Raw genomic sequence first — 26,629 nt, forward strand, 5'->3', positions numbered from 1 at the left:
CCGCAGAAGAATCCACGCCATGCACCATGTCCAGTCTGTCTGAACCGGACAGCCGTGGGTCAAGCCCGGCCATGACGATGTAGGACGACGGCGGAATTTGGTGAGGCGCTGTTGAAGAAGCCGAAGCGCCAACTAATTCGCGAACCGCGGCGGCGGAACGAAGCCGCCGAACTCGCGCTCGATCAGGTCGGCGAGCTTGAGCGGCGTGCGGTCTTCGAGGAATGGGCCGACGATCTGCACGCCCACCGGCAAGCCGTTGGCGAGGCCGAGCGGGATCGTGGTCGCCGGCAGTCCGGGCAAGGTGGCGATGCCCGGCCAAGCGAGCTGATCGGCGTAGCAATGCTCGACGCCGTCGATGCTGATGCGGCGCTGCTCCTGGTCGGGCGAATGATCGTGCGGATAGGCCGGAGTCGGCATGATCGGGCAGATCACGGCGTCGAACTGCTCGAACAGCGTTCGCCATTGCGCGCGCAGCCGCGCCCGCGCCCCGCCGGCCTGAACCCAGTCGCGATGGCTGAGCGCGATGCCGCGCAGTCGCTCGGCCGCGAGGCTCGCCGCCTCCTTCGGCAATTGCGCGGCCGCCTGGCTGGCGCCGGCGTGGACCTCCGCCGGCATGGTGGCGCCGATGAAGCCGAGCAGCAGGCGCATGTAGAGCCGGCTCGATGCGGCGAAGTCCGGCAGCAGCGGGCTCTCTGTCGCGACGTTGACGCCGGCCCGTGCCAGGTCGGCCGTCAGCCGCTCGATCGCGCCGCGCACGGCGCTGTCGGTCGGCAGCAGCGGATCGCTCGCGACCACCAGCACGCGGAAATCCTGCAGGCGACCGTGACGCGCCGGCGGCAGGTCGAGGCGATACGCCTTGCCGGCCTCGAGCGGGTCGGGGCCTGCGATCACATCGAGCAGCAGCGACAGATCGGCGGCCGAACGGGCCATCGGGCCGACGACGGCGAGGTCGGCCTCGCCGGGCAGCGGCTGAAATGGCGGCGGCGTGTGGCCGCGCGAGGCCACCAGGCCGTAGCTCGGCTTGTGCGCGGTGACGCCGCAGTGAAACGCGGGGACCCGCAGCGAGCCGCCGATATCGGACCCGAGCGACAGCGAGCCGTAGCCGGCGGCCAGGGCCGCGGCCGATCCGCCTGACGAACCGCCTGGCGTGCGGCCGAGATCGTAGGGATTGTTGGTGATGCCGTAGATGTCGTTGTAGCTCTGCCAGTCGCCGAGCCCGAGCGGCACGTTGGTCTTGCCGAGCACGATGCCGCCGGCATCCTTCACGCGCGTCACCGTCAGCGCATCCTCGGCCGCGATGAAATCCCTGTGCTGCGGAAAACCCCAGGTCGTCGGCAGGCCGGCGACGTTGTAGGATTCCTTCACCGTGAGCGGAAGGCCGAGCAAAGGCCGCCGTTCGCCGCGCGCCAGCGCCGCGTCGGCGACGTCAGCGGCAGCGAGCGCGCGCTCGAAATCGCGCACGCAGACGGCGTTGATCTCGGAGTCATGACGTTCGATGCGATCGATGGCGAGCCTGGTCAGCTCCACCGACGAGATCTGACGGTCTGCCAATGCCTTCGCCGTGTCGACGGCGGTTGCGAACGTCCATTGCGGTGCGGCCAATGTCGATCCTCCCGGTGCGATGTTTGCCGGGAGTCTAACCGATGCGGATGGCGATCACTTGACCAAAATTGCGGACTATCCTCTAGCCCGGCAGCATCCGCTGCATGACGCGGTCGCGATAGATGAAGACGTGCGCGATTGCGGCGGCGACGTGAGCGACGATCAGGATCAGCAGCAGCCATTCGGATGCCTGGTGCAGCCCGTCGATGGCGCGGTTACCGGCCGGGTTGCGCGCCGCCAGCATCGGCAACGGAAGCAGGTAGAAGAACGACACGCTCCAGCCGCGGAAGGAGGCGAACAGCCAGCCGGTGATGGTGCTCGCCATCACCATCACATAGAGCATCCAGTGCACGACCTCCGAGCTCAGCCGCTGCCAGGGCGGCAGCGAACTCTCCGGCGCGACCGGATGGGTGAGCCGCCAGACGAAGCGCACGGCGATCAATGCCAGAATGGTAAGGCCGAACGAAATGTGCAGGATCATCGGCGCGCCGGGGGGCGTGTTGGCATGCAGGTCCGGCATCAGCCAGCCGATCGGATACTGGATGGCGAGCAGCGCCACCACCAGCCAGTGCAGGATCTTCGCGGGCGTGCCGTAATGCAAGCGTGGCGTCATGACGATTTTCCGTTGTGATCGGTCCGGCGCCATCAGCCTCGCGGCTGGACGTTTTGCAAGACGCCGGGGTGCGGAGGCTAGGCCGCTCCTATGAGAATTCCGACGCCGAGCACGATGATGCCGCCGAGCACGATCTGGAACACCGCCTGCAGGAACGGCGTGTCCATGTAGCGCGCGCGGATATAGGCGATCGCCCACAGCTCGAAGAACACCACGAGGCTCGCGATCGCGGTCGCGATCCAGAACGCGTTGGTCCAGGAGTCCGGGACGAGATAGGGCATCGTGTGCCCCAGTCCGCCGAGCGTCGTCATCGCGCCGCAGACGGCGCCGCGCAGCCACGGCGAGCCGCGTCCCGTCAGTGAGCCGTCGTCGGACAGCGCCTCGGCAAAGCCCATGCTGATGCCGGCGCCGATCGAGGCGGCAAGGCCGACCAGGAAGGTCTGGAAGTTCTGATGCGTGGCGAAGGCGGCGGCGAACAGCGGCGCCAAGGTCGACACCGAGCCGTCCATCAGGCCGGCGAGACCGGGCTGGACATATTGCAGCACGAACACGCGCCGCCGCGTCTCATCCTCCTTGTGCCGGACGTCCGGACTGAGGATCTTGTCGGTCAGTTTCGCCGCAACCTTCTCGTGGCCCTTCTCGGCCTCGGCGAGATCGCCGAGCAGCCGGCGCACGCCGACATCCTTGGCCTGCTCGGCGGCCTTGGCGTAGAAGCGCTCGGCCTCGAACTCCATCGTGCCGACCTCGCGGCGGATGGCGTCGAGCGACAGGTTCTTGGTCAGCCAGATCGGCCGGCGCTGCAGGAAGCCCTTGACGTTCTCGCGCCGGATCGGCGGCAGGTTCTTGCCGAAGCGCTCCTCATAGAGCTCGAGCAGCATGTGGCGGTGGCCCTTCTCCTCCTCGGCCATCTGCTCGAACAGCTTGGCCGAGTCCGGATAACGTTCCGCCAGATCCTCCGCGAAGCTCATGTAGATGCGGCCGTCTTCCTCTTCGGCCGAGATCGCGATTGCCAGGATCTCGCGCTCGGTGAGGTCGGCGAAGTTCTTCATTCCAAGGTCCCCGGATCTGTCGCTCTCAACATTCGGCTGTTTAGAACGTTTCTAAAGTCTATATGGACTTGCCGCATCGCGGTCAAACTCCGGCCGCCGAGTGGTCGCGAACGCTTTCGTGACCCCGCATTCAAGCTCCAGTCATGGAACTGCGAGGATAGTCCGTCGTTCGCGTTCCGCTCAGCCACCTAAGGAGTTCCAATGGACAGCGTCAAATACCGGCTCAACGATCCTGGATTGGCGCCGCGCCGCACCCGGATGGATATTCCGGGCTGGGCAGGCGAACGCCAACCACGCGCGAATGGCTCGCATGAGCAGGTCTGGCATTGCGTACCATTCTCGGAAGGTGCGCAATATGGCATCGAGCTGTTTTATCCCTACGACTTCGAGCTGCAGGTCACCACGCGCGACGGCAAGCTCGAACTGTCCGGCGACTGGGGCGAGCCGCCGAGCCCGAGCCTGCAATGGCCGCCATTCCGCAATTTCGGCGATGCCTTCTACACCTACCAGATCCTGCTCGATCTCAAGGTGCCCAAGGGTTTCGCGATCCGGACCGAGCCGCATCCGCGCTTCTACACCGATCGCAGCGATACCTGCCCGATCGCGGTGCCGGCGCTGGTGCGCAATTTCTGGCCCATGCTGTTCTTCTGCGTCTTCAAGGCGCCCGCGGAAGGGCGGACGCATATCTTCCGTCCGGGCGAGCCGTTCGCGCAGGTGATCGTGATTCCGGAGGAGGCGAACTTCACGGTGGAGCCGATGAGCCCGGACGAGGCAGCCGAGCGCGAGCTGCAGTCACGCCGCATCCACGCCAGCCGGCCCGTGCTCGCCAAGGAGACCGAATGGGTGTCCAGCACCGATACCGTGTTCGACGGCACCTATCGCCATCTGCATCGCGCGGCAAAGGACAAGGCGCGCAAGGCCTGACCCTTCTTCCTTAAACGAAAGGGCGCCGACCTCACGGTCGGCGCCCCCCGAGCTGTCACCTCTCAACGATCAATAGCGATCGTAATACCAGTGGTGATGGTGATGATGGTGGTGGTGATGGTAGTACCGGCGCGGCACCACATAGACCCGGGGGCCGTAGCCGTACCCATAGCCGGGGCCGTAGCCATAGCCGCGCCAGTAGCCATGGTGGTGATGGTGATGATGATGGTGGTGATGGTACCACTGCGCGAGCTGCACCTTCGGCTCGGCCGCCGGCGGTCCCTGCTCGTCGAGCGCCTGCAGCACCCTGGCGGCATCGGGGATCGGCTCGAGCAGGTCGGCGTAGGAATTGGCCTTCAGGACATCGGTCGGGGCCGGAGCCGCCGACGCCTGCACCGTGCCGAGCGCGCCGACAGCGGCGACGGCGCCCAACAAGCCTGCGATCTTCTTATCCATAAATCATCTCCTGATGCGCATTGCCCGGATGCGGAAACGTCAACCCCGAATGTTCGTTCCTCGATTCGCCTGATAGTTCGAAACGGCGTCCGAAATCAGGCTGTCAGTCTGTTCAGGAACGTTAACAGGAGCTCATTGACTCGTTCATGTTGCTCCTGCTGCACCCAATGACCGGCACGATCGATCAGCTCGCACAGCATCATGTTGGTGCACACTCGGGATTGCATCGCTTCGAACACGCCGGGCCGTTGGTAGATGCCCCAGTCTTGCAGGCCGGAGATGAATGCAGACGGAACGTCGATGGTGCGATCCGACCACGTCTGCAATTCCGCTTCGAACAGGCCTGACGTGCCGCAGCGATACCATTGCAGCGCGCCCTGGAAGCCGGTCCGTTCATATTCGGCGGTATAGACCGCGAGCTCGCTGTCAGGCAGCCAGCGATTGGCCGCGATCGCCGCCGCGTCAGGCATCTCCTCGGCGGCGGTCTCGGCCATCGTCTTGCCGAGGTCCATTACGTAGTAGGTCGGCAGCTTGGCGAGCTCGGTCGCGTCCCAGGCCTGCAGGGGGTAAGGGACGTTGCCTGCCCAGTCGGCACTCTTGTGATGATAATAGGCGCGCAGGAAATCATGCAGCCCCTGCGGTGGATGATGCATGTCCGTACTGGCCTGCCGCGTCGCGTAATACCATTGATAGTGCTTGCGCGGCCGCGGCAGCGCCGCCAGTTCGCGATGCACGGGATCCTCCTGCGGCGCGAGGGCGTGGCTGGCGATGTCGAACGGCGCTGCGGGTGGCCCGGGAAACGGTGCGCTCATCATCACGACCGACCGGAAGACATCGGGGCGGATCACAGCGCACCACGCCGCGACGGGGCTGCCGAAGTCGTGGCCGATGACGGAAGCGACATGGCGATGGCCGAAGGCATAGACCACGCCGAGCGCATCACGGACCAGATTGGTGAATCGAAACGGCGCGAGATCACCGTCATAGTCCGCGCTCCAACCCGTGGTGCGGCCATAGCCGCGCTGGTCCGGCGCCAGCACGTGATAGCCGGCCGCCGCCAGCGCCGGCATCACCTTGCGCCAGCTATAGGCGAGCTCGGGAAAGCCGTGCAGCAGCAGCACGCAGGGACGGCCGGGCGTCTCGAACCCGGCTTCCAGCACATGCATGCGCAGGCCGTTGATGCCGTCGACGAAGCGCGAGCGGATGGTGGGCGCAAGGGGGAGCGGGGGAAGAGACTGAGACACGGCGTGTACTCTCCTCGCGTCGTCCCGGCGAACGCCGGGATCCACAACCACAGGACAATGTGGTGAGGCTGACTGGCAGCTCCAGCCTTCGCAAAACTCAAGACGGTGACTATGGGTCCCGGCTCAAGGCCGGGACGACACCGTTGGTGGGCTAAGCCGCGCCCTTCTTCGGCCAATAGCGCTCGCGCAGATGCCGCTTGACCAGCTTGCCGGTCGGTGTGCGCGGCAGCTCCGGCTCGAAGTCGATCGAGCGCGGGCATTTGATCGGTGACAGATGCTGGCGGCAGAACAGCATCAATTGCTGCTCGAGCTCCTTGCCGGCGCGCGCCATGTCGTGTGGCTGCACCACCGCCTTGACCTCCTCGCCCATCTCCTCGTTCGGCACACCGAACACGGCGACATCGGCGACGTCGGGATGCGTGATGAGGACGTCCTCGGTCTCCTGCGGGTAGATGTTCACGCCGCCGGAGATGATCATGTAGGACTTGCGGTCGGTCAGATAGAGAAAGCCGTCGGCATCGAGATAGCCGACGTCGCCGAGCGTTGACCATCCCTTGTCGTTGTAGGCGCGCTTCGTCTTCTCCGGATCGTTGTGATAGGAGAACACCGGCGCGTCGGCGAAATAGACCGTGCCGATCTCGCCGGTCGGCATCTCCTGATCGTCTTCGCCGAGGATCTTGATTTTGCCGACCACGGCACGCCCGACGCTGCCGCGATGCTCTAGCCACTGCTTCGAGGTGCAGACGGTGACGCCGTTGCCCTCGGAGCCCGCATAATACTCGATCAGGATCGGCCCCCACCACTCGATCATCCTGGCCTTGACGTCGACCGGGCAGGGGGCCGCAGCATGGATGGCGCCCTTGAGCGTTGAGACGTCATAGCTCTTGCGGACGTCCTCCGGCAGCTTCAGCATGCGCACGAACATGGTCGGCACCAGCTGGGACTGCGTGACCTTGTATTTCTCGACGAGTTTCAGGAACTCCTCGGCGTCGAAATGCTCCATGATGATGGAGGTACCGCCGAGCACCGAGACCATCATGTTGAAGCGCAGGGGGGCTGCATGATAGAGCGGTGCCGGCGACAGATAGATGCTCTCGGCATTCATGCCGCACATGTCGGCGCAGAGCACGCGCAGGAACTGGTTGGGCTGGTCGATCGGATTGCCTTCGAAATCCTTCTTGATGCCCTTGGGACGCCCCGTGGTGCCCGACGAATACAGCATGTCGTAACCGGCGACCTGATCGGCGATCGGCGTCGTCGGCTGGGCGCCGGCCTCCTTGTCCCAGGAGCGGAAGCCGGGCTCGGGCTCGTCGACCATGAAGAACAGCGGGCCGTCCTTGGCGGTGGCGAGATCGCGCACCTGCTCGGCGCATTTCGGCGAGGTGATGAAGACCTTGGCGCCGCAATCCCTGATGATGTAGGCGATCTCGTCCTTGGTGAGATAACGGCTGATCGCGGTGTAGTACAGGCCGGAGCGCTGCGCCGCCCAGGCGATCTCCATGAACGCGAGCCGGTTCTCCATCAGGAAGGCGACATGGTCGCCGGCCTTCAGCCCCAGCGCACGGAACAACTGCGCGCCCTGGTTGGAGAGCTCGTCGAGCTCGCGATAGGTGATGGCCTTGCCGGTGCCGGCCATCTGGTAGGCGATCTTGTCCGGATGGTTCTTGGCGTGAATGGAGGGGTGGGTCATGAGGGCTCACCGCTAAATTAGGAAAATGGTGTCGTCCCGGCCTTGAGCCGGGACCCATAACCACAGGGGCCTGTGGTGAGAGCGAGCTGTGGCTCCAGCTCGCCCGACATTCAATTCGGTGGCTATGGGTCCCGGCGTTCGCCGGGACGACACCGCTATTGGGGCGCGACTTACAGCCGCTCGACGATCGTCACATTCGCCATGCCGCCGCCTTCGCACATGGTCTGCAGGCCGTAGCGCTTGTTGCGCTGCTTCAGCGCATGCAGCAGCGTGGTCATCAGCTTGGTGCCGGAGCCGCCGAGCGGATGGCCGAGCGCGATCGCGCCGCCGTTGACGTTGAGCCGGCTGGGATCGGCGCCGGTGGTCTTCAGCCACGCGGTCGGCACGGAAGCGAATGCCTCGTTGACCTCGTAGAGGTCGATGTCGTCGATCGACATGCCGGCCTTCTGCAGCGCGCGCTGCGTGGCCGGCAGCGGCGCCTCCAGCATGATCACAGGATCGCCGCCCATCATCGTCATGTGGTGGACACGGGCGATTGGCTTGACGCCGAGCGACTTCAGGCCGCGCTCGTTGACGACCATCACGCCCGAGGCGCCGTCGCAGATCTGGCTCGCGGTCGCCGCGCTGAGCTTGCCGTTCTCGGCGATCAGCTTGACGCCCTTGATGCCGTCGAGGGTGACATCGAAGCGGATGCCTTCGTCGATGTGATGGGTGTCGGTCGAGCCGTCGGCCCTGACGATCTCGAGCGGGATGATCTCGTCCTTGAAGTGGCCTGCCTGCGTGGCGGCAATCGCGCGCTGATGGCTGTTATAGGCGTATTCGTCGAGCTCATCCTTGGAGAGACCGTACTTCTCCGCCATCATTTCCGCGCCGGTGAACTGGCTGAACTGGATGTTCGGATAGCGGCTCTCGATGCCAGGGCTCTTGTAGTGTCCGAAGCCGTTCTTCGCCGGAAGCGTGGAGGAGAGACCCATCGGCACCCGGGTCATCGACTCCACGCCGGCGGCGATCACGACATCCATCGCGCCCGACATCACTGCCTGCGCGGCGAAATGCAGCGCCTGCTGCGACGAGCCGCACTGCCGGTCGATCGAAGTGCCAGGCACGCTCTCCGGCAGCTTCGAGGCCATCACCGCATTGCGCGCGATGTTGTTCGACTGCTCGCCGGTCTGCATCACGCAGCCCATGATCACGTCCTCGACCTGGTCCGGCGCGGCGCCGGAGCGCTCGACCAGCGCGTCCAGCACCTTCGCAGCGAGGTCGGCCGGATGCCAGCCGGCCAGGCGGCCTCCCTTGCGGCCGCCGGCCGTGCGTGCAGCCGCGACGATGTAGGCTTCCGCCATGACGTGTCCTCCCTAGACTTGGTGTTCGTGATTGGCTGCGATTTAAATGCGCGATTGAGCCTTAGTCAATCGATCAATTAACTCTTGAGATCAACTCCGGCTTCGGCTTATCTGCCTCGATCAAGCGCGAGACATGTCTTGGGACCCCAGCTTCAGAACAGTGTGCCGGAGAAACTTCCCGCGGGGCGGAATGCGACGGCGGAGAAGCTGCTGGACGCCGCCAGCGAGCTGATGATCGCGAGGTCCTCGATCGAAATTTCGCTGAGCGACATCGCGCAGAAGTCCGGGGCCAATGCCGCGCTGGTCAAATACCATTTCGGCAACAAGGACGGCCTGCTGCTGGCGCTGCTCGCACGCGACGCCGCGACCGAGGTCGCCAATCTCGAATATCTGCTGGCGCAGCCGCTGCCGCCGACGGCCAAGCTGAAGCTGCACATCAGCGGCATCATCCGCGCCTATCACCGGTTTCCCTACATGAACCGGCTGATCCATTATCTGCTGCACGAGAGCAGCGCCGAAGCGGCCGACGAGGTGTCGAAGTTCTTCGTGGCCCCGCTGCTCGATTTCCATCGCAGGCTGATCGAGGAGGGCGTCGCTGAGGGCGACTTCCGCGCCGTCGATCCGGTGCTGTTCTACACCAGCCTGATCGGCGCCTGCGATCATTTGTTCTTCGGCCGCCACGCCATGTCGCGCGCGATCGGCGTCGGCCCCGTCACCGATGACGTCTGCCGCCAGTACATCGCCCATATGGAGGCGCTGATCTGCGGCGGCATATTGAAACGCGCGAATGGCGAATAGGGGGTAGTGAATAGGGGGATGCCCTACCTTCCCTGTTCGCTACTCCCTACTCGCCATTCGCCAACAACAAACAAACGGAGGAAACGCACCATGCAACTCAACAACGTTGCCGTTCTGATCACGGGCGGTGGATCTGGCCTCGGCGCCGCCACGGCGCGCGCCATGGCGGCCAAGGGCGCGAAGATCGCCGTGCTCGACCAGAGCAAGGAGAACGCGGAGAAGGTGGCGGCCGAGCTGAACGGCGTCGCCATTCATGCCGACGTCACCGACGAGGAGCAGGTCAAGGCCGGGATCGCCAAGGCCGAAGCCGCGCATGGAGTGGCCCGCGTGCTGGTGAACTGCGCCGGCATCGGCGGCTCGCAGCGCATCGTTGGCAAGGACGGCGTCTATCCGCTCGCCAAGTTCGCGCGCATCATCAACGTCAACCTGATCGGCACCTTCAACGTGCTGCGCCTGTTCGCCGAGCGCCTCGTCACCGCCGAGCCGATCGGCGAGGAGCGCGGCGTCGCCATCAACACCGCCAGCGTCGCGGCCTATGAAGGCCAGATCGGGCAGATCGCCTATTCGGCGTCGAAGGGTGGTGTCGTCGGCCTGACCCTGCCTGCCGCGCGCGATCTCGCCAGCCAGAAGATCCGCGTCAACACCATCGCGCCCGGCCTGTTCCTGACACCGCTGCTGATGGGGCTGAACGAAGAAGCGCGCAAGAGCCTGGGCGCCCAGGTGCCGCATCCGGCCCGGCTCGGCGACGCCTCCGAGTACGGCAACCTCGCCGTCCACATCGTCGAGAACCCGATGCTGAACGGCGAGACCATCCGCCTCGACGGCGCCATCCGCATGGCCCCGCGCTAGGCGGCATTCTCCGCTGTCGTCCCGGCCTTGAGCCGGGACCCATACTCCGCGGCGTCTGTGAGAGGCACTCTGGCAGACGCCGCGCTCTAACCAATCAGGCCGGTGGCTATGGATCCCGGCGTTCGCCGGGATGACACTGAGGCTGGAGCGCGCGCCATGTCCCAACCGCTGCTGATCGAACACGACAATGGTGTCGATCGGGTGACGCTCAATCGTCCGGAGAGCCTGAATGCGCTCGACCCGGCCTTGATCGACGCGCTTAATTCCTATTTCGAAAGCCTGCAGCGCAATCGCACCACGCGGGTCGTCGTGCTCAGGGGCGCCGGCAAGAATTTCTGCGCCGGGCTGGATCTGAAGGCCGCGATGCAGCGGCGCGGCGGCGCCAATGAGCCGCCAAGCGTGACTGAGTCTTTGGATTCGCAGCGGCGCATCGCCGACATCGTGATGCTGATGCGGCGCTGCCCGCAGCCGATCATTGCGCTGGTGCAGGGCGCGGCGGCCGGCGGCGGCTTCGCGCTGGCGCTCGCGGCCGATATCCGCATCGCCGCGCGCTCGGCGCGGATGAACTGTGCCTTCATCAAGCTCGGCCTGGGGGGCTGCGACATCGGCACCAGCTACTTCCTGCCGCGCCTCGTCGGCGTCTCCGTCGCATCGGAGCTGATCCTCACCGGCCGCTTCATCGGCGCCGAGCGCGCGCTCATGGTCGGCCTGGTGTCGGAGATCGTCGAGGACGATATGCTCGAGAACGCGGCCGCGCCGTTCGTCGACGCGATGATGACGGCCTCGCCGGTCGGACTTCGACTGTCGAAGGAATGCCTCAACATGAGCGTCGATGCGTCGTCGATCGAAGCCGTCATCGCGATGGAAGATCGCAACCAGGTGCTGTGCAGCCGCTCGGAGGATTTCAAGGAAGGCATTACAGCCTTCCTCGAGAAGCGAAAGCCGGTCTATACCAACCGCTAGATATCAAGATCCGCAAAGGACGATATTTCGGGAGACGCAAAATGGACGGGACGGCAGCGAAGGTGTTGGAGAAGCCGGCATTCCGCAAGGTCAACTGGCTGGCGCGCGACATCGACGTCGAGCGCCGCACTGACGGCACGATCATCATCAAGTCGCGCATTCCGCTGCAGGCCTATGAGCCGCATCTGGCGGCGCCGCTCGCCCGCTGGGCCAAGGAGGCGCCGACGCGGACCTGGCTCGCGCAACGCAGCGGGGCCGAGCGGCAATGGCGCAAGCTGTCCTATGCCGAGGCCAAACGCACGGTCGATGGGCTGACGCAGGGCCTGCTCAATTTGAGGCTGGACGGCCGGCCCGTCGCGATCCTCTCCGGCAATTCGATCGAGCATGCGCTGATGACGTTCGCGGCCATGCAGGCACGGTCGCCGGCGGCGCCAGTGTCTCCGGCCTACTCGTTGATGAGTCACGATCACCTCAAGCTGAAATACCTGTTCGGACTGGTGAAGCCGGGCGTGGTCATGGTGCAGGACGGCCCGACCTTCGAGAAGGCGCTGAAGGCGCTCGATCTCGACGGCGTCACCGTCGTTCATGTCGCGCGTCCGTGCGAGGGCGTTGCGAGCATCAGCTTCGCTGATCTCGCCGCGACGCCGGTCACCGGCGCGGTCGACGCGTCGATTGCGCAGATCACACCGGACACGGTCGGCAAGCTGCTGTTCACCTCCGGCTCGACCGGCATGCCCAAGGCGGTCATCAACACCCAGCGCATGATGTGCGCCAATGCGGCGATGATGATGCAGACGCGGCCGCGCGGGCCGGAGGCGCCGATCTCCACGGTGCTCGACTGGATGCCGTGGAATCACACCATGGGCGGCAATGCGCTGTTCAATCCGCTGCTGATCGAGGGCGGTACGCTCTACATCGACGACGGACGGCCGATGCCCGGCATGTTCGACGAAACCATCCGGAACCTGCGCGAGGTGTCGCCGACCTATTACGCCAATGTGCCCGCCGGCTATGCGGCGCTGGCGGCGGCGATGGAGAAGGACGACGCGCTGTGCCGCTCGTTCTTCAAGGATCTGGGCATCATGGCCTATGGCGGCGCGCGGCTGCCGGACGATCTCTACGAGCGGATGCAGGCGCTGGCGGTGAAGACCACAGGCGAGCGCATCGTGTTCTACACCGGCTGGGGCTCGACCGAGACCGCGCCGACCTCGACCGGCACCTATTGGAACACCGAGCGCGTCGGGCTGATTGGGCTGCCATTCCCCGGCGTCGAGCTGAAGATGGTCCCGGTCGGCGACAAATACGAGCTGCGCCTGCGCGGCATCAACGTGATGCCCGGCTATTTCGGTCAGCCCGAGCTGACGAGGAAGGCGTTCGACGAGGAGGGCTTCTACTGCATCGGCGACGCCGGCGTATTCGTCGATCCCAACGATCCGGCGCAAGGCATCATCTTCGCCGGCCGCGTCGTCGAGGATTTCAAGCTCACGACCGGCACCTTCGTCCATGTCGGCTCGCTGCGCACCGATGCGATCGCAGCCGCAACGCCGGCGATCCACGATGCACTGGTGACCGGGCAGGACCGCGAATATGTTGGTCTGCTGGCGTGGCCGAACCTGCACGCCTGCCGCCAGTTGGTCGGCGATCCCAATGCGACGTTCGAGGATGTGGTGAAGCATCCCGGGGTCATCGACTGCGTCCGCCGCGGCCTTCAGGCGTACAACAAGGACTGCGAAGGCGCGAGCAGCCGGCGAATCGGTCGCGCGATGCTGATGGTCGAGCCGCCGTCGATCGACGGGCACGAGCTGACCGACAAGGGCTACATCAACCAGCGCGCCGGCCTCGAGCGCCGCGCCGCGCTGGTCGAGCGGCTTTATGCGGCTACGCCCGACAGCGACGTGATCGTGCTGTGATGCGGAATTTTAGAACCGTCATTCCGGGGCACTCGCGAAGCGAGTGAACCCGGAATCCAGAGATGAATCAGATCGAGATTCCGGGTTCGATGCTGCGCATCGCCCCGGAATGACGATCAGGAAGCAGGTGAGGCCATGAACTTCGATTTCTCCGACGACCAGAAGCAGTTGCGGGACCAGGCGCGGAAATTCCTCGCCGAGAAGTGCCCGCCCAAGGCGGTGCGCGTGGTGCTCGACGGCAAGGAGCCGTATGACCGCGCGTTGTGGAAAGGCTTTGCCGAGATGGGCTTCCTCGGCGTCGCCATTCCGGAGGAGTATGGCGGTGCGGGCGCCGGCCATCTCGAGCTTTGTGTGATCGCCGAGGAGGTCGGCCGCGCGCTGGCGCCGGTGCCGTTCTCATCGACCGTGTATCTTGCCGCGGAGGCGCTGATGCTGGCCGGCAGCGATGCGCAGAAGCAGGCCTGGCTGCCGAAGATCGCGAGCGGCGAGACGATCGGCGCCTTGGCGCTGTTCGAGGGCACCGGCAATCCGTCGCCGAAGGCGATCAGGCTCGAGGCTGCCAACGGCGTGCTCAACGGCACCAAGAAGCCCGTCGCCGACGGCGCCATCGCCGATCTCGTCATCGTTGCCGCGCGCACCGGCTCGACCGGCCGCGACAGCGACATCTCGCTGTTCCTGGTCGACACCAAGGCGGGCGGCGTCGAAGCCAAGGCGCTGACCAATCTCGATCCGACGCGCGGCCAGGCCGAGCTCACCTTCAAGAACTGCAAGGCGGAGCCGCTCGGCGCCGCCGGCGAGGGCTGGAGCATCATCACCCAGGTGCTCGACCGCGCCGCGGTGCTGACGGCGTTCGAGCAGGTCGGCGGCTCCGACCGCGCGCTGGAGATGGGCCGCGACTACGCGCTCGATCGCATCGCCTTTGGCCGTCCGATCGGCTCGTTCCAGGCGGTCAAGCACATGCTGGCCGACATGTATGTGTCTGCGACCCTGGCGCGCTCGAATTCCTACTACGGCGCGTGGGCGCTCTCGACCAACGCCCCGGAGCTGCCTGAAGCCGCGGCCTCGGCGCGCATCAGCGCGACGCAGGCGTTCCAGCACTGCGCCAAGAACAACATCCAGGTCCATGGCGGCATGGGCTTCACCTGGGAGTTCGACTGCCACATGTACTACCGCCGCGCCAACGCGCTCGCGCTCGGTCTCGGCAGCCTGTCCTATTGGGAGGACCAGCTGATCGACCGCATGCGCAAGCGCAATGCGGCGTGACGCACGATGGGAATCCGTAGGGTGGGCAAAGCGAAGCGTGCCCACCATCGGTGGCGCAGGATTGAATCGGTGGCCACGGCGCGTTGCGCCTTCGCCCACCCTACGAGATGAGAGGCTTGCCGATGAACTTCGATGACACTCCGCAGGAGGCCGCGTTTCGCAGCCAGGCGCGGGCCTGGATCGCTGCCAACGCGCCGAAGCAGTATGAAGACGAGCTGCGCGCGACCTCGCTCGGCCGCGTCGCGCTGAAGGACGCCAATATCCTCGAGGTTGCCAAGGCGTGGCAGAAAAAGAAGGCTGATGCCGGCTGGGCCTGCCTGCATTGGCCGAAGGACTATGGCGGACGCGGCGCCTCGCCGATCGAGCGCGTGATCTGGCAGCAGGAGGAGGGGCCCTACGGCAAGCTCTCCGGCCTGTTCATCATCGGCCACGGCATGTGCGGGCCGACCATGATGGCCTACGCGTCGGAGGAGCATAAGCGGCAGTATCTGCCGCCGCTCGCCTCCGGCGAAAAGGTCTGGTGCCAGCTGTTCTCCGAGCCGGCCGGCGGCTCCGACGTCGCCGGCCTGCGTACCCGCGCCGAAAAGCGCGGCGACGATTGGGTGATCAACGGCCAGAAGATCTGGACCTCGGGGGCGCATTATTCCGACTACGGCATCCTGCTGACGCGCACCGATCCGACCGTGCCGAAGCACAAGGGCCTGACGATGTTCTTCCTGGACATGAAGAGCCCTGGTGTCGAGGTCCGGCCGATCAAGCAGGCGAGCGGGCACTCGGATTTCAACGAGGTCTATTTCACCGACGTCGTGATTCCGGACTCGCAGCGGCTCGGCGCCGTCGATGACGGCTGGAACGTCGCGCTCACCACCTTGATGAACGAGCGCATGTCGATCGGCGCCGGCGTCGCCACCGGCTTCCCGGAGCTGTTCGACTTCTGCTCCAACCTGATGCTGGACGATCGTCCCGCGATCGAGGATCGCAACGTGCGCTCCAAGCTCGCGAGCTGGGCGGTGAAGGCGAGCGGGCTGAAATACACCAGCATGCGCGCCATCTCGGCGCTGTCGAAGGGCGAGCGGCCGGGACCTGAGAACTCGATCGGTAAGCTGGTCGCCGGACCGATGATCCAGGACGTCGCAGCCTACGCGCTCGACCTGCAGGGTGCGGCCGGCGTGCTCAGCGGTCCCGAGGCCGAGCTTGCGGGCAAATTCCAGGCGATGCTGCTGCGCGCGCCCGGCACCCGTGTCGAAGGCGGCACCGACGAGATCATGCGCAACATCATCGCCGAGCGCGTGCTCGGCCTGCCCGGCGACATCCGTGTCGACAAGGACGTGCCGTTCAACCAGGTGCCGACCAAGGGACGTGCCTAGCAAGCGGAGTCGTAGGGCGGGTTAGCGCAGCGTAACCCGCCCTTGGCTCGTGCAATGCTGATCAAAGCGGCGGGTTACGCCTTCGGCCAACCCGCCCTCCGCATACGAAGCGAGGTTAGATCATGAACTTCGACGATACCCCTGAAGAAGCCGCCTTTCGCGACACCGCGCGCGCCTGGATCGCGGCCAACGCGCCGAAGGAGCTGGAGGGCGAACTCGCGAGTTCCTCGCTCGGGCGCATTAGGCTCAAGCACGCCGATATCGTCGAGGTCGGCAAGGCCTGGCAGAAGAAGAAGTCCGATGCCGGCTGGGCCTGCCTGCACTGGCCGAAAGCGTATGGCGGCCGCGGTGCTACGCCGATCGAGCGCGTGATCTGGCAGCAGGAGGAGGGCGTCTATGGCAAGCTGACGCAGCCGTTCCAGATCGGCGAGGGCATGTGCGGCCCGACCGTGATGGCCTATGGCAGCGAGGAGCATAAGCGGCGCTATCTGCCCAAGCTCGCCTCGGGCGAGGAGATCTGGTGCCAGCTGTTCTCCGAGCCCGCCGGCGGCTCGGATGTCGCGGGCCTGCGCACCCGCGCCGAGAAGCGCGGCGACGACTGGGTCATCAACGGGCAGAAGATATGGACCTCGGGCGCGCACTACTCGGATTACGGCCTGCTGATCACGCGCACCGATCCCAACGTGCCCAAGCACAAGGGCCTGACGATGTTCTTCCTGGACATGAAGAGCCCGGGCGTCGAGGTCCGTCCGATCAAGCAGGCCAATGGCATGCAGGAGTTCAACGAGGTCTATTTCACCGACGTGGTGATCCCCGACAGCCAGCGGCTCGGCGCGGTCGGCGACGGCTGGAACGTGTCGCTCACCACCTTGATGAACGAGCGCATGTCGATCGGCGCGCGGCTCGCCACGGGCTTCCCGGAGATGTTCGAGTTCTGCGCCAACCTGATGACCGAGAATGGTTTGGCGATCGATGACCGCGCCACGCGTTCGAAGCTGGCCTCCTGGGCGGTCAAGGCGAGCGGATTGAAGTACACGAGCTACCGCGCGATCTCGGCGCTATCCAAGGGGGACCGGCCGGGTCCCGAAAACTCGATCGGCAAGCTGGTCGCCGGCGTCATGCTGCAGGATATCGCGACCTACGCGATGGATCTCGAAGGCGGCGCCGGCGTGCTGACCGGCGCGGACGAGGCGGTGACGCAGGGCCAGTTTCAGCAGATGCTGCTGACCTCGCCCTCGATGCGCATCGCCGGCGGCACCGACGAGATCCTGCGCAACATCATCGCCGAGCGCGTGCTCGGCCTGCCCGGTGACATCCGGGTCGACAAGGACGTGCCGTTCAACAAGGTGCCGACCAAGGGACGTAGCTAACCCTCATGCTGAGGAGCTGGGCAGCAGCGTCTTGAAGGATGAGGCCGATATCCGGGCCTCATGGTTCGAGACGGCGCTGCGCGCCTCATCATGAAGGGACGTTTCTCCGTTGTAGTGAGAACCATAAATGAAAGCTGACGCCGCAGCCGCACAGGCCACTCCCATCACCGTTCTCGAAGAGCTGATGGCCGCGCGCTTCTCCTGTCGCAGGTTCCTGCCCGAGCCCGTGCCGCGCGCCACCATCGAGCGCATCCTGGAGGCGGCGCAGAAAACCGCGTCGTGGTGCAACAGCCAGCCGTGGCGTGTCGAGATCACCTCCGGTGTGGCGACCGAGGCGTTCCGGAAGGTGATGTATGCGGCGGCCTCCAGCGGCAAGGCGGCGTCAGGCGACTTTCCTTTCCCGCGCGAATACACCGGTGTCTATCTCGAACGGCGGCGCGAGAGCGGTTTCCAGCTCTACAACGCGCTCGACATCCCGCGCGGCGACAAGGCGGGCTATGCCCGGCAGGCGCTGGAGAACTACAATTTCTTCGGCGCGCCGCATGTGGCGATCATCCACAGCGACGAGGCGCTCGGCACCTATGGCGCGATCGATTGCGGCGGCTACGTCACGAGCTTCATGCTGGCGGCGCAGGCGCTCGGCATCGCCACCGTGCCGCAGGCGGCGCTGGCGTTTCATTCCGACGTGGTGCGGCAGCACTTCGGGCTCGGCGCCGACCGCAAGGTGGTCTGCGGCATCTCGTTCGGCCATCCCGATCTCGGTGACAAGGCCAACTCCTACCGCACCCGCCGCGCCACGGTCGCGGAGACCGTCCGCTTTCACGACAAATAACTTCCCGTCCGTGGGGTCGCGCGCGCCTATTTGTTGCCGGTGGAGTTCCGTTATCCGGGACTCCGGAGGAGGGCGAGACGACCCGCGAGTCCATTTTTGTAAACCGAGTTTGCTGAACAAGGAGCAGCTCGGGCGGCGGCGCCATGATTTTGCCGAGGTGTCGTCCGAGTTCGGCAAGCGCGTTTCGGCAACGATGCGCGCGCTCTCCTGTCCGACCTTCACATCGAAAGCCGCCCTGAAATCAACAGTTTGTGTCTGTGATGCGCCAACCGAGACGCGTTGCTACGGGGACCAGACGTGTTGCGAGAGTCGGTGCAGGAGCGCTAATGGCTGCTGTTTGTCGAATTGGGCGCGCACTTTTCCTTCAGCTCGTGGGCTTCAAGCAATGATATTGACAAAATTCTCTCTAACATTTTGAGTTGCATCGCCCGAGCGTCAACGATGCAAAATTGCAGACGCTCGATGATCTTCTCGATTGAAGGTTCAGTCACGGCTCGAAACCTGAAGTGTCAGCGATGGATTCCATGAACACGCCGTCCAACCTTTATGCCCTCGAGGTGGATGAGGCGACGCTCCTTGGTCACCGCCTCTTGAAGGCCTTCCATAAGCTCAGGCTGAAGCGGCACCGGGAACAGCTCATTGCGCTGGCTGAGCGGCTGGTGGAAGATGAAGAAAGATATCCGGCAGGGCCTGGCGGCTGACGTCTTCGAGCCCTTGCCACGTCAGCGTCGGCCGCGTCAGGCCGATCTGCTCGCAGAGTGACTTCCATGTCGTTTCATCGCAGTCGACGAGCACGGCCATCACCGACATCCCGTCCATCATGTGAGGTACGCCGAGCGGCCGCGCCTTCCAGCCGCACTTCTCGAACCGCGGCAGCCACCAGGTTTCGAGCACGATCGAAAAGCCGGTCAACCCGATCGAGATGCCGTATTCCATGATTGCAGTGAGCAGCAGCATGTCGATCCGCGGGCCGGCATGCTCGCCGCGGCGCTCCGGGATCACGAAGATGCGCGACAGTTCGTAGACGTCGGGGCGCTGGATCGGGCCGCGCAGATTCAGATACGGGAAGATGTCGCTCATCAGCGTCGGCAACAGCGTCGGCACCGCGCGCATCGAGCCGATCAACTGGCCCTTGTCGATGCAGAACAGATAGACCGAATCCTCGGTGTCGAACTGATCGATCTCGCGCCCGTCCGGACGATCGAGCGCCATCCAGTTGCGCTGCTTGACGTAGATCTCGTGGCGCAGACGGTAATATGAATCGAAATATTTCTCGTACAGAGCGCGATTATCTTTTCGAACGACATGAATCTCAGGCATCGAAACCCCCGGTCGTCTGAATCAAATTGGGGTTTGCAGATTGCCGATGCGCTCGAATTGATCCAGTGGGAGAAACGCCAGATCAGATCGAGATCTCGCCGTTGACAAGAGCGGTCGCAACCGTCGCCGTCTTGTTCTTGGTTGCTAGCTTGCGCTGCGCCTCTTCCAGATGCCACCTGACGTTGCGTTCGGAGACGCCGAGGATGCGTGCCGTCTCCCACGCGGTCTTGCCGCGCGCCGCCCAGCTCAGCACCTCGGCCTCGATCCGCGACAGGCGTCGGCCCTGGTTGCTCGCGGCGGAGCGCGCCAATGCGCGAAGCCTGCTGTGCGTGAAGATGCTGATCAGGTGCAGCGCGCCCCGCGCATCGGGAGCGAGATTCGGATTTTCGCCTGCAAGGCTGACGGCGCCCACGGCATCGTCGTAGTGGATGGGGACGCAGAAGCCTTCGTTCAATCGGAAGTCCTTCGCGCGCATCATCACCTCATGCGCGCCGGGCTCGTCCTCGCGGTCATAGGGAGCCTCCGACCACGCGAATGGATTCAATGTCGAGATGCAGTGTCGCGGAATCGGATCGCAGCGGTGAAACTGCTCGCGCGCATACATGTCGAACCATTCCCGCGGCCAGCCGTTGGCGAGAATGGTTTGCTGCAGCGATTGGCCCGAGGTCGGCACGCCGGCCATGATGTAGGCGTGAAAGCCCAGGTCGCTGATCATCTTCTCGAACTGGGAGAGCACGCTCGCGCTGGTCTTCGACGCTTCGATCGCATCGACGTACTCCAGAGCTCGTCGTCCCCAATACGCGTCCATCACTTGCATGTGAAAGTCTCCGCCCGTGGTTCAAGCTAGCCACGGACAAAAGGCTGTCAACCGCAAATTGGAGATTTAGGTCGATAGTTCGTTGAGCGTGTGTCGGAGCACCGGCTGGATACAGACATTTGCATGCAAAATTTATGAGTTCGGAGCGCGGCTGCGCTCAGAATTTCGGGGTTCTTTTCTCTGCAAACGATTTCATGCCTTCCTGGATTTCGGCGCCGCGCATGCTGTCCTGATGCCTGCGGCGCGCCGCCGCATCGTCGAGGGCTCCGCGCGCGAAATCGTTGATGGCGCGCTTCATGCCGCGCATGGCCTGGGGGGCGTTGCCGGCCAGGACCGTCGCCAGCCGGTCGACCTCCGCATCGAGCGCATCGGCCGTCACCATGCCGGTGAGATAGCCGATGCGCAGCATCTCGGCCGCGCCGATCTTCTCCGCCGTCAGGAACAGACGCTTCGCATTATCGACGCCGAGGCGGGACACGTAGCGCTTGATGCCGTTGGGGTAATAGTGCAGCCCGAGCCGCGCCGCCGGCATGAACATCTCGCTGGTATCGACTCCGATCCGGAAATCGCAGGCCAGCGCCAGATCGGTCGAGCCGCCATAGACCCCGCCGTTGAGCCGGCAGATCGTCGGCAGGGCGAGGTCCTCAAGCCGGTCGACGACCTCCTCGAATGCCGGGCTGGAAGCCTCGGCCTTATCCGCCGGCGTTGCGCCGATGGCGCCAAGGTCGAAGCCGGCGCTGAACGCCCGCCCGGTGCCGGTCAAGACCAGCACGCGCAAGGCGGCGTTGGCCTCGACCCGGTCGAACAGCGCCAGCAGCTCGGCGAGGTCCTCCGGCTGGAGCCGGTTGAGATGGCGCGGACGATTGAGCCGAATGGTGGCGCGGGCGCCGTCGATGGTGAGGAGCGGCATGCTCGGCGCGTCATCGGCCTGGGTGGTCCGTCCGGTCGTCATGTCCTGTTCTCCATGGTTCGGCGCCTCGCCTCGGCAGCGATGCTCTGCGCCAGATCGGGGTGGCGTGCCATCAGCACGCGGAAATCGACGAGGTCGAGGACCAGCAGCTTCGACAGCCCTGTCGTGCTGATGTCGGCCGAGCGCAGGTTGTTCCCGAGCAAGGCCATCTCGCCGAAGAACGCGCCCTCGCCGAGCCGGACCTTCTTGCCGGGAAGGTCGACCTCGACCTCGCCGGAGGCGATGAAATACATGCAGTCGCCCGGCTCGCCCTTGCGGATCACGGTGGCGCGGGGCGGCAGGTCGATGGTGCGCAGCATTTGCGTGACGTCGGCGATCGTCGAGGGCCCGAGGCTGGCGAAGAACGGTACCTTGCTGACCGATTCCCAGGTCTTGAGAAAGTTGTCGCGCCGGGTTTCCGCGGCGAAGCCGGTCGCCAGGATGCCGGTCCATAGGCCGAACACGCCGAGGCCGGAGATCATCACCGTGGCGGCGACCACCCGCCCGAGCGGCGTGACCGGCACCACGTCGCCATAGCCCGTGGTGGTGAGGGTCACGACCGCCCACCACAGCGCGGACGGGATGGTGCCGAAGGTGGCCGGCTGCTCGTCATGTTCGAGCGCGTATTCGGCGACCGATCCGACAAACAGCACCACCAGGAACAGCACCAGCACCGACAGCAGCGGGCGCGCTTCCAACACCAGCACCCGGCGGAGCCGGCGCAGGCCGGGCACGCCGGGGATCACCTTGAGCACCCAGATGACCGCCAGCAGCCACGCCGTGCGTGCCTCCATGCCCGAGACCAGCGCGGTCGGCACGGCGAGAGCGGAGATCGTGTCCAGCAGTCCCCGGCCCGACATGAGGTAGGCGGCGACGCGATGCGCCCGGGCCGCCTGCTGAACCCGAACCGCCCATTCGACGACGAAAAAGACAAGGCATCCGCACAGCAGGGCGATGATCCAGCGCCGTCCGGCCTCGTAGGCCGGGTCCATCGTCAACAGCACCGTGGCGCTCATGCCGAGCGCCACGGCCGCAAAGGCCGCCTTGGTCATGTTGCGTCCGGCCAGCGCGGTGACGAATGCCGCCAGGGCAGGGTGCTGCGGTTTGGTCATTGCTGGCGGGCGTCGGTCGCTGATCTCAGAGCCGCAGGAGATCGCGGCGGCGGCAAGGTGCCCCGATCGGGGGAATCCCGTCAACGATGCGGGCCGGTCGGTTGCGCGGGTGCCTCCGGCAGGTCCAAGCCGTCCTACTTCGAGCGGGAATTTTTGAGTGTCGGCTCAAATACCGGTTCAAACGTCGTCTGTTCGCCGTATATCAGAGGTCGGCATGGACACGCTAAATTAGGCAAAAGGAGGCCGGAACCGAGCGTCCGCCCTCCTGCGTCCCAAGAGTCTGGTTGATCCCAATGGATACCTCACACCTGGTCGAACATGCGGGCGCCGCCGGCAGCCTCTTCGCCTCGATCTTCGTGGTCGCCACGCTGTCGATGCGGACCATGATTCCGCTGCGGGTTTTCGCCATCCTCACCAACATCGTCCTGATCGCGACCGCGGTGCCGATGCACAACTATCCGGTCCTGATCCTGCACGGGGTGCTGCTGCCGCTCAACAGTTACCGGCTCCACCAGATGCTGCAACTGGTCCGCGACGTGAAGCAGTCGGTCAACAGCGACCTCTCCATGGAATGGCTGAAGCCGTTCATGACCGAGCGCAAATGCGGTCCCGGCGAGGTGCTGTTCTACAAGGACGAGAAGGCCGACAGCATGTACTACATCGTCAGCGGCCGCTTCCGCCTGGTCGAATCCGGCATCGAGCTGCCGGTGGGCGCGATCGTCGGCGAGTTCGGCATGATTTCCCCGTCCAATACGCGCACGCAGACCTTGGAATGCGTCGAGGGCGGGCTGATCCTGTCGGTGTCCTACGACCAGGTCGAGCAGCTCTACGTCCAGAACCCCGCCTTCGCCTTCTACTTCCTGCGCCTCGCCAGCGCCCGGCTGTTCCAGAACATCGAAACGCTCGAGCGGCGGCTGGCGCAACAGACCACCGCGCCGGCGCCCGTCGCCAAGCCGGCGTGATCCGGGGAGCCTGAAGCCCAGTGGAAAGCGTCCGGTCCTCGCTGCGATATCTGTTCGCCGACGTCATCGGCGACGACGATGGCGAGCCGCCTTTTCTGCCTCAGGGCCTGCCTGACGCCGCCGTGCCGACGGTGAGCGATGGCATCCATCTGCTGATGGAGTATCAGGGCGCGAGCTATGCGCAGCTCTACGTCGATCGCATCAAGCGATTCGTGCGCAGATCGAACGTCGATGCCGGCATGCTGTCTCAGATCGCGCAGCTGCTGGCCGCCCGCATGGCCTACGAGGATCCGATCCGGATCGCCCAGCTCAGATTGATCAGCCTCGACATGGGGCAGCGCCCGGGGGGACGCGAGAGCGATGACGTGCGGCGGTTTCGCCTCGACGAACTGATCGGTGCGCTGCCGCAGGCCGTGGCGGAATCGTTGCTGGCAGCCTTCGAGCAGGTCGGCTGGCTGGGCCGGCGCCGGGTCAAGGTCCGCTTCTCGGTTCGATCGCCGCTCGCCATTCGCCGTCTCAAGCTGATGGCCGGCCTGCGGCGCTGGCGGCTGCAATCGGTGCGCTATGGCGAGGAGCGCGCCTGGGCCGAACGGTGGCTGCACATGATCGCGCGCGCGCTGGACAAGCAGCCTGCGGCGGCGTCCGCCGTGATCGGCACGGCGACCATGATCCAGGGGCAGGGCGACGGCTACCGGCAGGGTCTCGCCGATTGGCATGCCATCATCGATGGCCTGGCCAAGCCCACCTTCGATGGCGTGCTGCCGATCTCGGATCTCGCCTCCGCCATCGCCGAGGCGCGCGCCGTTGCGCTGGCAGAGCCGGGACAGGGCGCGCTGAAGCGGACCATCGCGCAGATCCGGGCGAGGGCGCTGTCGGCACCGAAGACCGACGCCGCGGAATGAAACGCCGCGACTGCGGCCGGTTCGCAGATGCACGGTGGCGGGTAACCTTACCCCCGCGGAATTGCCGGGAAGAGTAGCAGGGTGCGATTTGAGGTTCCCTTTCGCGTGCAATTCGCTACCGGAGATGTCATAAGCGTCGCATACGCGTCGAATTGGCCGGGTATTCTCATCAGATTGCGCTGAACGCCTCCAGTTCCCCGTGCGTCCAAGGGTTGGTTCCCAGGGTTGGTTCCAAGGGTTAGTCGTAGCGAGAGCGTCAGCTTTGTCTTTTCCCTCTTTGTCGTCGCAGGTTCCGGTTGGTGCGCTGGTCGGCTGGATGCTGCTGCTGACCTTCAAGCACATCATTGGCGACTTCGTTCTGCAGAACGCCTGGATGGCCTATGGCAAGGACCAGCGGAAGGGCTGGGCGCTGCCGCTGTTGGTGCACTGCCTGATCCATCTCGCCGTCGCCATGGTCCTGATCCTGATCGTCGCGCCGCGATTCTGGTTCGTCGCCGTGATCGACTTCGCCATTCACATCACCATCGATCGCATCAAGGGCATCTGCTCGTCGCGGTTCGGCATGAACACCGAGCACCGATGGTTCTGGACCCTGATCGGCGTCGACCAGGCGCTGCATCACCTCACCGGATTCGGGCTCTCGATCTTCATGGCCGCGAACGGCTGAGTCCGGTCGCGGTGCGTCGCGGCGAAGCTGCGCCGACGGCGGCAGCCCCGTGTCAAGCCGGGGGTGGGACGACCGTTCGGTTTGGTTAACCGGACGTTAGCGATTCGCGCCGCATCGTCGCGCCATGGCAATCAAACAGATGCTTCAAAGTCGCGATGCGTTCGACAGCGATTCGTGCCCGGTCGGCGACGAGCTTCTCGGCGAGCTCTACCGTGCCGACGCCAACGGGCTGCCCGCGCTGGTCGAGAGCGTCTCCGCCGATGTGAGGGCCATGCTGGCGCTGTTCTGTTACAGGCGCACGCATCTTCACCCGCTGGCGCTTGCGATTGCATCCACCTGCAGCGAGCAGGACCTGTCGCAGTTCGGCGGCCGGGTCGGATCGGCGCTGTATGCGCAGTCCCGCGGCGGTCGGGCGGGTCCGGCCAGCGCGACCTCGAGCCGCAAGCCGATCTCGCTGTCGACCAAGCCGCTCTCGGTGATGAAGCCGTTCGAGGACGATCTCGACGACAGCCCCGAGCCGGTCACGGCCTGACTCCCCGTCTTCCTGGCCTTTGGCTCAGGCGAGCACCGGCAGACCGAACTTGCGCCGGGCCATCGCGCATTCGGCGTCACCCGGCATGCAGATGCGGCACACCTCAGGGCGGATCGCGTAGATCCGGCACGAGACCGCGCGCGCGATCTCGCCATCGAGCCCGCAGCAGCGGTCGCCGTCGCAGCGCATGCCCGACAGCCGCTCGTTGACCAGCTCGGCCGGGATCAGGTCGAGGGCTTCATCCTCCTCGATCGTGAAGCGCGGCCAGTTCGACGAATAGGCGCAGCACGCGCCGCAGCTCTGACAGGGGCTGCTGTCAGTCTCGCCAGACACCGGTTCAGACATCCTTGGGAACCTCCCACACCAGGCTGCGCCGCCATTTGGCGCGCAGCGCCTCGCGCCTTTCAGGATATTTGTCGTCGAGATAATCCGCCTCGACGACACGGTCGGTCCTGAAGCTGCGGAAGTCGCGACGCAGCTCGCACCAGGCGGCGAGGATGCGCACCGCGTCATGATAGCCGATCGCGATCGGCCAGATCACGCGCTCGCTGTCGCGGCCCTGCTCGTCGCGATAGCGTAAGCGGATCTTGCGTCCCTCGTGGATCTGCGAACGCGTGCGTGACATGTCGATGCGGTCCGGCTCGCGCATCCACGGCCGCGGCGCGCGGCTCGCCGGCTCCAGTACGAATGGCCTTAAGCGCTCCGGCACGGTGTCTGCGATCTTGGCCATCAGGTCTTCCGCCGCGCGCGCCAGCACCGGGTCGGCGTTGACCGCGACCCATTGCGCGCCAAGCACCGCCGCCTCGATCTCGTCCGGCGTCAGCATCAAGGGCGGCAGATCGAAACCCTTCTCCAGGATGTAGCCCATGCCGGCCTCGCCGCGGATCGGCACGCGCTGCCCGATCAGGGTGGCGATGTCGCGATAGATCGTGCGCTTCGAGGTCTCGAGCTCGGCGGCGATCGCATCCGCCGTCAATGGGCGGCGCGTGCGTCTCAGCACCTGGATGATCTGGAACAGCCGGTCGGCGCGTCTCATGGTGTGTCCTGCGAGCGGCGAGCACCCCCGCCGATGCTGACAGGATGCTGGCAGCAGCC

Annotated in this window: 26 protein-coding genes; 13 read left to right on the plus strand and 13 right to left on the minus strand. The window is 65.2% G+C overall.

The genetic code is table 11. From position 1 onward, the window contains the following. Nucleotides 1-132: 132 nt before the first annotated feature. The 3 genes from ACQR1F_RS16145 to mbfA form a co-directional block, all read right to left on the minus strand. Entirely contained in the window at nt 133-1,602 is a 1,470-nt protein-coding gene (locus ACQR1F_RS16145; protein ID WP_316216413.1) for an amidase, read from the minus strand. A gap of 82 nt (nt 1,603-1,684) precedes the next feature. Beyond that, nucleotides 1,685-2,215, minus strand: coding sequence for a cytochrome b (locus ACQR1F_RS16150; protein WP_315805201.1), 531 nt, complete (start codon nt 2,213-2,215; stop codon nt 1,685-1,687). Between the two features lie 77 nt (nt 2,216-2,292). Beyond that, on the minus strand, nt 2,293-3,264 hold the full coding sequence (mbfA, locus tag ACQR1F_RS16155) for an iron exporter MbfA (protein WP_315805200.1): 972 nt from the start codon (nt 3,262-3,264) through the stop codon (nt 2,293-2,295). A 201-nt stretch (nt 3,265-3,465) separates the two neighbouring features. Between mbfA and ACQR1F_RS16160 the strand changes: the two genes are divergently transcribed. Continuing rightward, on the plus strand, nt 3,466-4,188 hold the full coding sequence (locus ACQR1F_RS16160; protein ID WP_315805199.1) for a hypothetical protein: 723 nt from the start codon (nt 3,466-3,468) through the stop codon (nt 4,186-4,188). 69 nt (nt 4,189-4,257) lie between these two features. On the opposite strand, the gene ACQR1F_RS16165 is transcribed toward ACQR1F_RS16160, so the two are convergent. From ACQR1F_RS16165 to ACQR1F_RS16180, 4 genes are all read right to left on the minus strand, one after another. After that, nucleotides 4,258-4,644: a hypothetical protein gene (locus ACQR1F_RS16165; protein ID WP_316216414.1), complete on the minus strand. Its 387-nt coding sequence runs from the start codon at nt 4,642-4,644 to the stop codon at nt 4,258-4,260. 95 nt (nt 4,645-4,739) lie between these two features. Then, nucleotides 4,740-5,810 (minus strand): alpha/beta fold hydrolase, encoded by a 1,071-nt coding sequence (locus tag ACQR1F_RS16170; protein WP_316216662.1) that lies wholly within the window; start codon nt 5,808-5,810, stop codon nt 4,740-4,742. 229 nt (nt 5,811-6,039) lie between these two features. Further along, nucleotides 6,040-7,578, minus strand: coding sequence for an acyl-CoA synthetase (locus tag ACQR1F_RS16175; protein WP_316216415.1), 1,539 nt, complete (start codon nt 7,576-7,578; stop codon nt 6,040-6,042). A gap of 170 nt (nt 7,579-7,748) precedes the next feature. Beyond that, the gene (locus tag ACQR1F_RS16180; RefSeq protein ID WP_315805196.1) at nt 7,749-8,921 is read right to left on the minus strand and encodes an acetyl-CoA C-acetyltransferase; all 1,173 of its coding nucleotides are present in this window, start codon (nt 8,919-8,921) and stop codon (nt 7,749-7,751) included. A 138-nt stretch (nt 8,922-9,059) separates the two neighbouring features. Here ACQR1F_RS16180 and ACQR1F_RS16185 point away from each other — a divergent pair, with 138 nt between their 5' ends. The 8 genes from ACQR1F_RS16185 (at nt 9,060) to ACQR1F_RS16220 (ending at nt 18,273) form a co-directional block, all read left to right on the plus strand. Next, entirely contained in the window at nt 9,060-9,719 is a 660-nt protein-coding gene (locus ACQR1F_RS16185) for a TetR family transcriptional regulator (RefSeq protein ID WP_316182859.1), read from the plus strand. A gap of 90 nt (nt 9,720-9,809) precedes the next feature. Beyond that, a complete protein-coding gene (locus ACQR1F_RS16190) occupies nt 9,810-10,568 on the plus strand; it encodes an SDR family NAD(P)-dependent oxidoreductase (RefSeq protein ID WP_316216416.1) in 759 nt (252 codons plus the stop codon). A 156-nt stretch (nt 10,569-10,724) separates the two neighbouring features. Further along, a complete protein-coding gene (locus ACQR1F_RS16195) occupies nt 10,725-11,531 on the plus strand; it encodes an enoyl-CoA hydratase/isomerase family protein (RefSeq protein WP_316216417.1) in 807 nt (268 codons plus the stop codon). Nucleotides 11,532-11,572: 41 nt separating this feature from the next. Further along, nucleotides 11,573-13,441, plus strand: a complete 1,869-nt coding sequence (locus ACQR1F_RS16200; RefSeq protein WP_434913453.1) for an AMP-binding protein — start codon at nt 11,573-11,575, stop codon at nt 13,439-13,441. A 135-nt stretch (nt 13,442-13,576) separates the two neighbouring features. Further along, on the plus strand, nt 13,577-14,704 hold the full coding sequence (locus ACQR1F_RS16205; protein WP_315805191.1) for an acyl-CoA dehydrogenase family protein: 1,128 nt from the start codon (nt 13,577-13,579) through the stop codon (nt 14,702-14,704). Between the two features lie 122 nt (nt 14,705-14,826). Continuing rightward, nucleotides 14,827-16,071 carry an acyl-CoA dehydrogenase gene (locus ACQR1F_RS16210; protein ID WP_434913454.1) on the plus strand — a complete coding sequence of 415 codons (1,245 nt, stop codon included), beginning with the start codon at nt 14,827-14,829 and terminating at the stop codon, nt 16,069-16,071. Nucleotides 16,072-16,193: 122 nt separating this feature from the next. After that, on the plus strand, nt 16,194-17,441 hold the full coding sequence (locus ACQR1F_RS16215; protein ID WP_434913455.1) for an acyl-CoA dehydrogenase: 1,248 nt from the start codon (nt 16,194-16,196) through the stop codon (nt 17,439-17,441). 184 nt (nt 17,442-17,625) lie between these two features. Further along, nucleotides 17,626-18,273, plus strand: a complete 648-nt coding sequence (locus tag ACQR1F_RS16220; protein ID WP_315805269.1) for a nitroreductase — start codon at nt 17,626-17,628, stop codon at nt 18,271-18,273. A gap of 636 nt (nt 18,274-18,909) precedes the next feature. On the opposite strand, the gene ACQR1F_RS16225 is transcribed toward ACQR1F_RS16220, so the two are convergent. The 4 genes from ACQR1F_RS16225 to ACQR1F_RS16240 all read right to left on the minus strand — a co-directional run bounded on the left by ACQR1F_RS16225 (nt 18,910) and on the right by ACQR1F_RS16240 (nt 22,471). Further along, a complete protein-coding gene (locus ACQR1F_RS16225; RefSeq protein ID WP_434913456.1) occupies nt 18,910-19,593 on the minus strand; it encodes an acyl-homoserine-lactone synthase in 684 nt (227 codons plus the stop codon). Between the two features lie 82 nt (nt 19,594-19,675). Then, complete coding sequence (locus ACQR1F_RS16230) at nt 19,676-20,410, minus strand: LuxR family transcriptional regulator (RefSeq protein WP_315805187.1); 735 nt, start codon at nt 20,408-20,410, stop codon at nt 19,676-19,678. Between the two features lie 157 nt (nt 20,411-20,567). Further along, nucleotides 20,568-21,362: an enoyl-CoA hydratase/isomerase family protein gene (locus ACQR1F_RS16235; RefSeq protein ID WP_434848591.1), complete on the minus strand. Its 795-nt coding sequence runs from the start codon at nt 21,360-21,362 to the stop codon at nt 20,568-20,570. Beyond that, complete coding sequence (locus ACQR1F_RS16240) at nt 21,359-22,471, minus strand: ion transporter (RefSeq protein WP_434913457.1); 1,113 nt, start codon at nt 22,469-22,471, stop codon at nt 21,359-21,361. Before ACQR1F_RS16240 ends, ACQR1F_RS16235 begins: the two co-directional genes overlap by 4 nt. A gap of 293 nt (nt 22,472-22,764) precedes the next feature. Between ACQR1F_RS16240 and ACQR1F_RS16245 the strand changes: the two genes are divergently transcribed. The 4 genes from ACQR1F_RS16245 (at nt 22,765) to ACQR1F_RS16260 (ending at nt 25,534) form a co-directional block, all read left to right on the plus strand. After that, a complete protein-coding gene (locus ACQR1F_RS16245) occupies nt 22,765-23,433 on the plus strand; it encodes a Crp/Fnr family transcriptional regulator (RefSeq protein WP_315713745.1) in 669 nt (222 codons plus the stop codon). Nucleotides 23,434-23,453: 20 nt separating this feature from the next. After that, complete coding sequence (locus ACQR1F_RS16250) at nt 23,454-24,335, plus strand: DUF6537 domain-containing protein (RefSeq protein ID WP_434846269.1); 882 nt, start codon at nt 23,454-23,456, stop codon at nt 24,333-24,335. Nucleotides 24,336-24,651: 316 nt separating this feature from the next. Then, a complete protein-coding gene (locus tag ACQR1F_RS16255; protein WP_315805268.1) occupies nt 24,652-25,002 on the plus strand; it encodes a DUF3307 domain-containing protein in 351 nt (116 codons plus the stop codon). Between the two features lie 139 nt (nt 25,003-25,141). Further along, nucleotides 25,142-25,534, plus strand: coding sequence for a hypothetical protein (locus tag ACQR1F_RS16260; protein ID WP_315805267.1), 393 nt, complete (start codon nt 25,142-25,144; stop codon nt 25,532-25,534). A 24-nt stretch (nt 25,535-25,558) separates the two neighbouring features. On the opposite strand, the gene ACQR1F_RS16265 is transcribed toward ACQR1F_RS16260, so the two are convergent. Both ACQR1F_RS16265 and ACQR1F_RS16270 read right to left on the minus strand, forming a co-directional pair. Next, a complete protein-coding gene (locus ACQR1F_RS16265) occupies nt 25,559-25,879 on the minus strand; it encodes a YkgJ family cysteine cluster protein (RefSeq protein ID WP_434848588.1) in 321 nt (106 codons plus the stop codon). Further along, on the minus strand, nt 25,872-26,570 hold the full coding sequence (locus ACQR1F_RS16270) for a helix-turn-helix transcriptional regulator (RefSeq protein ID WP_315713748.1): 699 nt from the start codon (nt 26,568-26,570) through the stop codon (nt 25,872-25,874). Before ACQR1F_RS16270 ends, ACQR1F_RS16265 begins: the two co-directional genes overlap by 8 nt. Between the last annotated feature and the right edge of the window lie 59 nt (nt 26,571-26,629).

The organism is Bradyrhizobium sp. HKCCYLS3013 (genome assembly GCF_051167615.1).
Taxonomy (GTDB): Bacteria; Pseudomonadota; Alphaproteobacteria; order Rhizobiales; family Xanthobacteraceae; genus Bradyrhizobium.

What these genes read in the sequence shown, in the direction of transcription:
- ACQR1F_RS16210 (WP_434913454.1), top strand. Translation starts at nt 14,827, where the DNA reads ATGAACTTCGATGACACTCCGCAGGAGGCCGCGTTTCGCAGCCAGGCG.
- ACQR1F_RS16195 (WP_316216417.1), top strand. Translation starts at nt 10,725, where the DNA reads ATGTCCCAACCGCTGCTGATCGAACACGACAATGGTGTCGATCGGGTG.
- ACQR1F_RS16235 (WP_434848591.1), bottom strand. Translation starts at nt 21,362, where the DNA reads ATGACGACCGGACGGACCACCCAGGCCGATGACGCGCCGAGCATGCCG.
- ACQR1F_RS16205 (WP_315805191.1), top strand. Translation starts at nt 13,577, where the DNA reads ATGAACTTCGATTTCTCCGACGACCAGAAGCAGTTGCGGGACCAGGCG.
- ACQR1F_RS16225 (WP_434913456.1), bottom strand. Translation starts at nt 19,593, where the DNA reads ATGCCTGAGATTCATGTCGTTCGAAAAGATAATCGCGCTCTGTACGAG.
- ACQR1F_RS16175 (WP_316216415.1), bottom strand. Translation starts at nt 7,578, where the DNA reads ATGACCCACCCCTCCATTCACGCCAAGAACCATCCGGACAAGATCGCC.
- ACQR1F_RS16180 (WP_315805196.1), bottom strand. Translation starts at nt 8,921, where the DNA reads ATGGCGGAAGCCTACATCGTCGCGGCTGCACGCACGGCCGGCGGCCGC.
- ACQR1F_RS16230 (WP_315805187.1), bottom strand. Translation starts at nt 20,410, where the DNA reads ATGCAAGTGATGGACGCGTATTGGGGACGACGAGCTCTGGAGTACGTC.
- ACQR1F_RS16190 (WP_316216416.1), top strand. Translation starts at nt 9,810, where the DNA reads ATGCAACTCAACAACGTTGCCGTTCTGATCACGGGCGGTGGATCTGGC.
- ACQR1F_RS16270 (WP_315713748.1), bottom strand. Translation starts at nt 26,570, where the DNA reads ATGAGACGCGCCGACCGGCTGTTCCAGATCATCCAGGTGCTGAGACGC.
- ACQR1F_RS16200 (WP_434913453.1), top strand. Translation starts at nt 11,573, where the DNA reads ATGGACGGGACGGCAGCGAAGGTGTTGGAGAAGCCGGCATTCCGCAAG.
- mbfA (WP_315805200.1), bottom strand. Translation starts at nt 3,264, where the DNA reads ATGAAGAACTTCGCCGACCTCACCGAGCGCGAGATCCTGGCAATCGCG.
- ACQR1F_RS16265 (WP_434848588.1), bottom strand. Translation starts at nt 25,879, where the DNA reads ATGTCTGAACCGGTGTCTGGCGAGACTGACAGCAGCCCCTGTCAGAGC.
- ACQR1F_RS16165 (WP_316216414.1), bottom strand. Translation starts at nt 4,644, where the DNA reads ATGGATAAGAAGATCGCAGGCTTGTTGGGCGCCGTCGCCGCTGTCGGC.
- ACQR1F_RS16150 (WP_315805201.1), bottom strand. Translation starts at nt 2,215, where the DNA reads ATGACGCCACGCTTGCATTACGGCACGCCCGCGAAGATCCTGCACTGG.
- ACQR1F_RS16255 (WP_315805268.1), top strand. Translation starts at nt 24,652, where the DNA reads ATGCTGCTGCTGACCTTCAAGCACATCATTGGCGACTTCGTTCTGCAG.
- ACQR1F_RS16260 (WP_315805267.1), top strand. Translation starts at nt 25,142, where the DNA reads ATGCTTCAAAGTCGCGATGCGTTCGACAGCGATTCGTGCCCGGTCGGC.
- ACQR1F_RS16160 (WP_315805199.1), top strand. Translation starts at nt 3,466, where the DNA reads ATGGACAGCGTCAAATACCGGCTCAACGATCCTGGATTGGCGCCGCGC.
- ACQR1F_RS16220 (WP_315805269.1), top strand. Translation starts at nt 17,626, where the DNA reads ATGGCCGCGCGCTTCTCCTGTCGCAGGTTCCTGCCCGAGCCCGTGCCG.
- ACQR1F_RS16215 (WP_434913455.1), top strand. Translation starts at nt 16,194, where the DNA reads ATGAACTTCGACGATACCCCTGAAGAAGCCGCCTTTCGCGACACCGCG.
- ACQR1F_RS16170 (WP_316216662.1), bottom strand. Translation starts at nt 5,810, where the DNA reads ATGCATGTGCTGGAAGCCGGGTTCGAGACGCCCGGCCGTCCCTGCGTG.
- ACQR1F_RS16240 (WP_434913457.1), bottom strand. Translation starts at nt 22,471, where the DNA reads ATGACCAAACCGCAGCACCCTGCCCTGGCGGCATTCGTCACCGCGCTG.
- ACQR1F_RS16245 (WP_315713745.1), top strand. Translation starts at nt 22,765, where the DNA reads ATGGATACCTCACACCTGGTCGAACATGCGGGCGCCGCCGGCAGCCTC.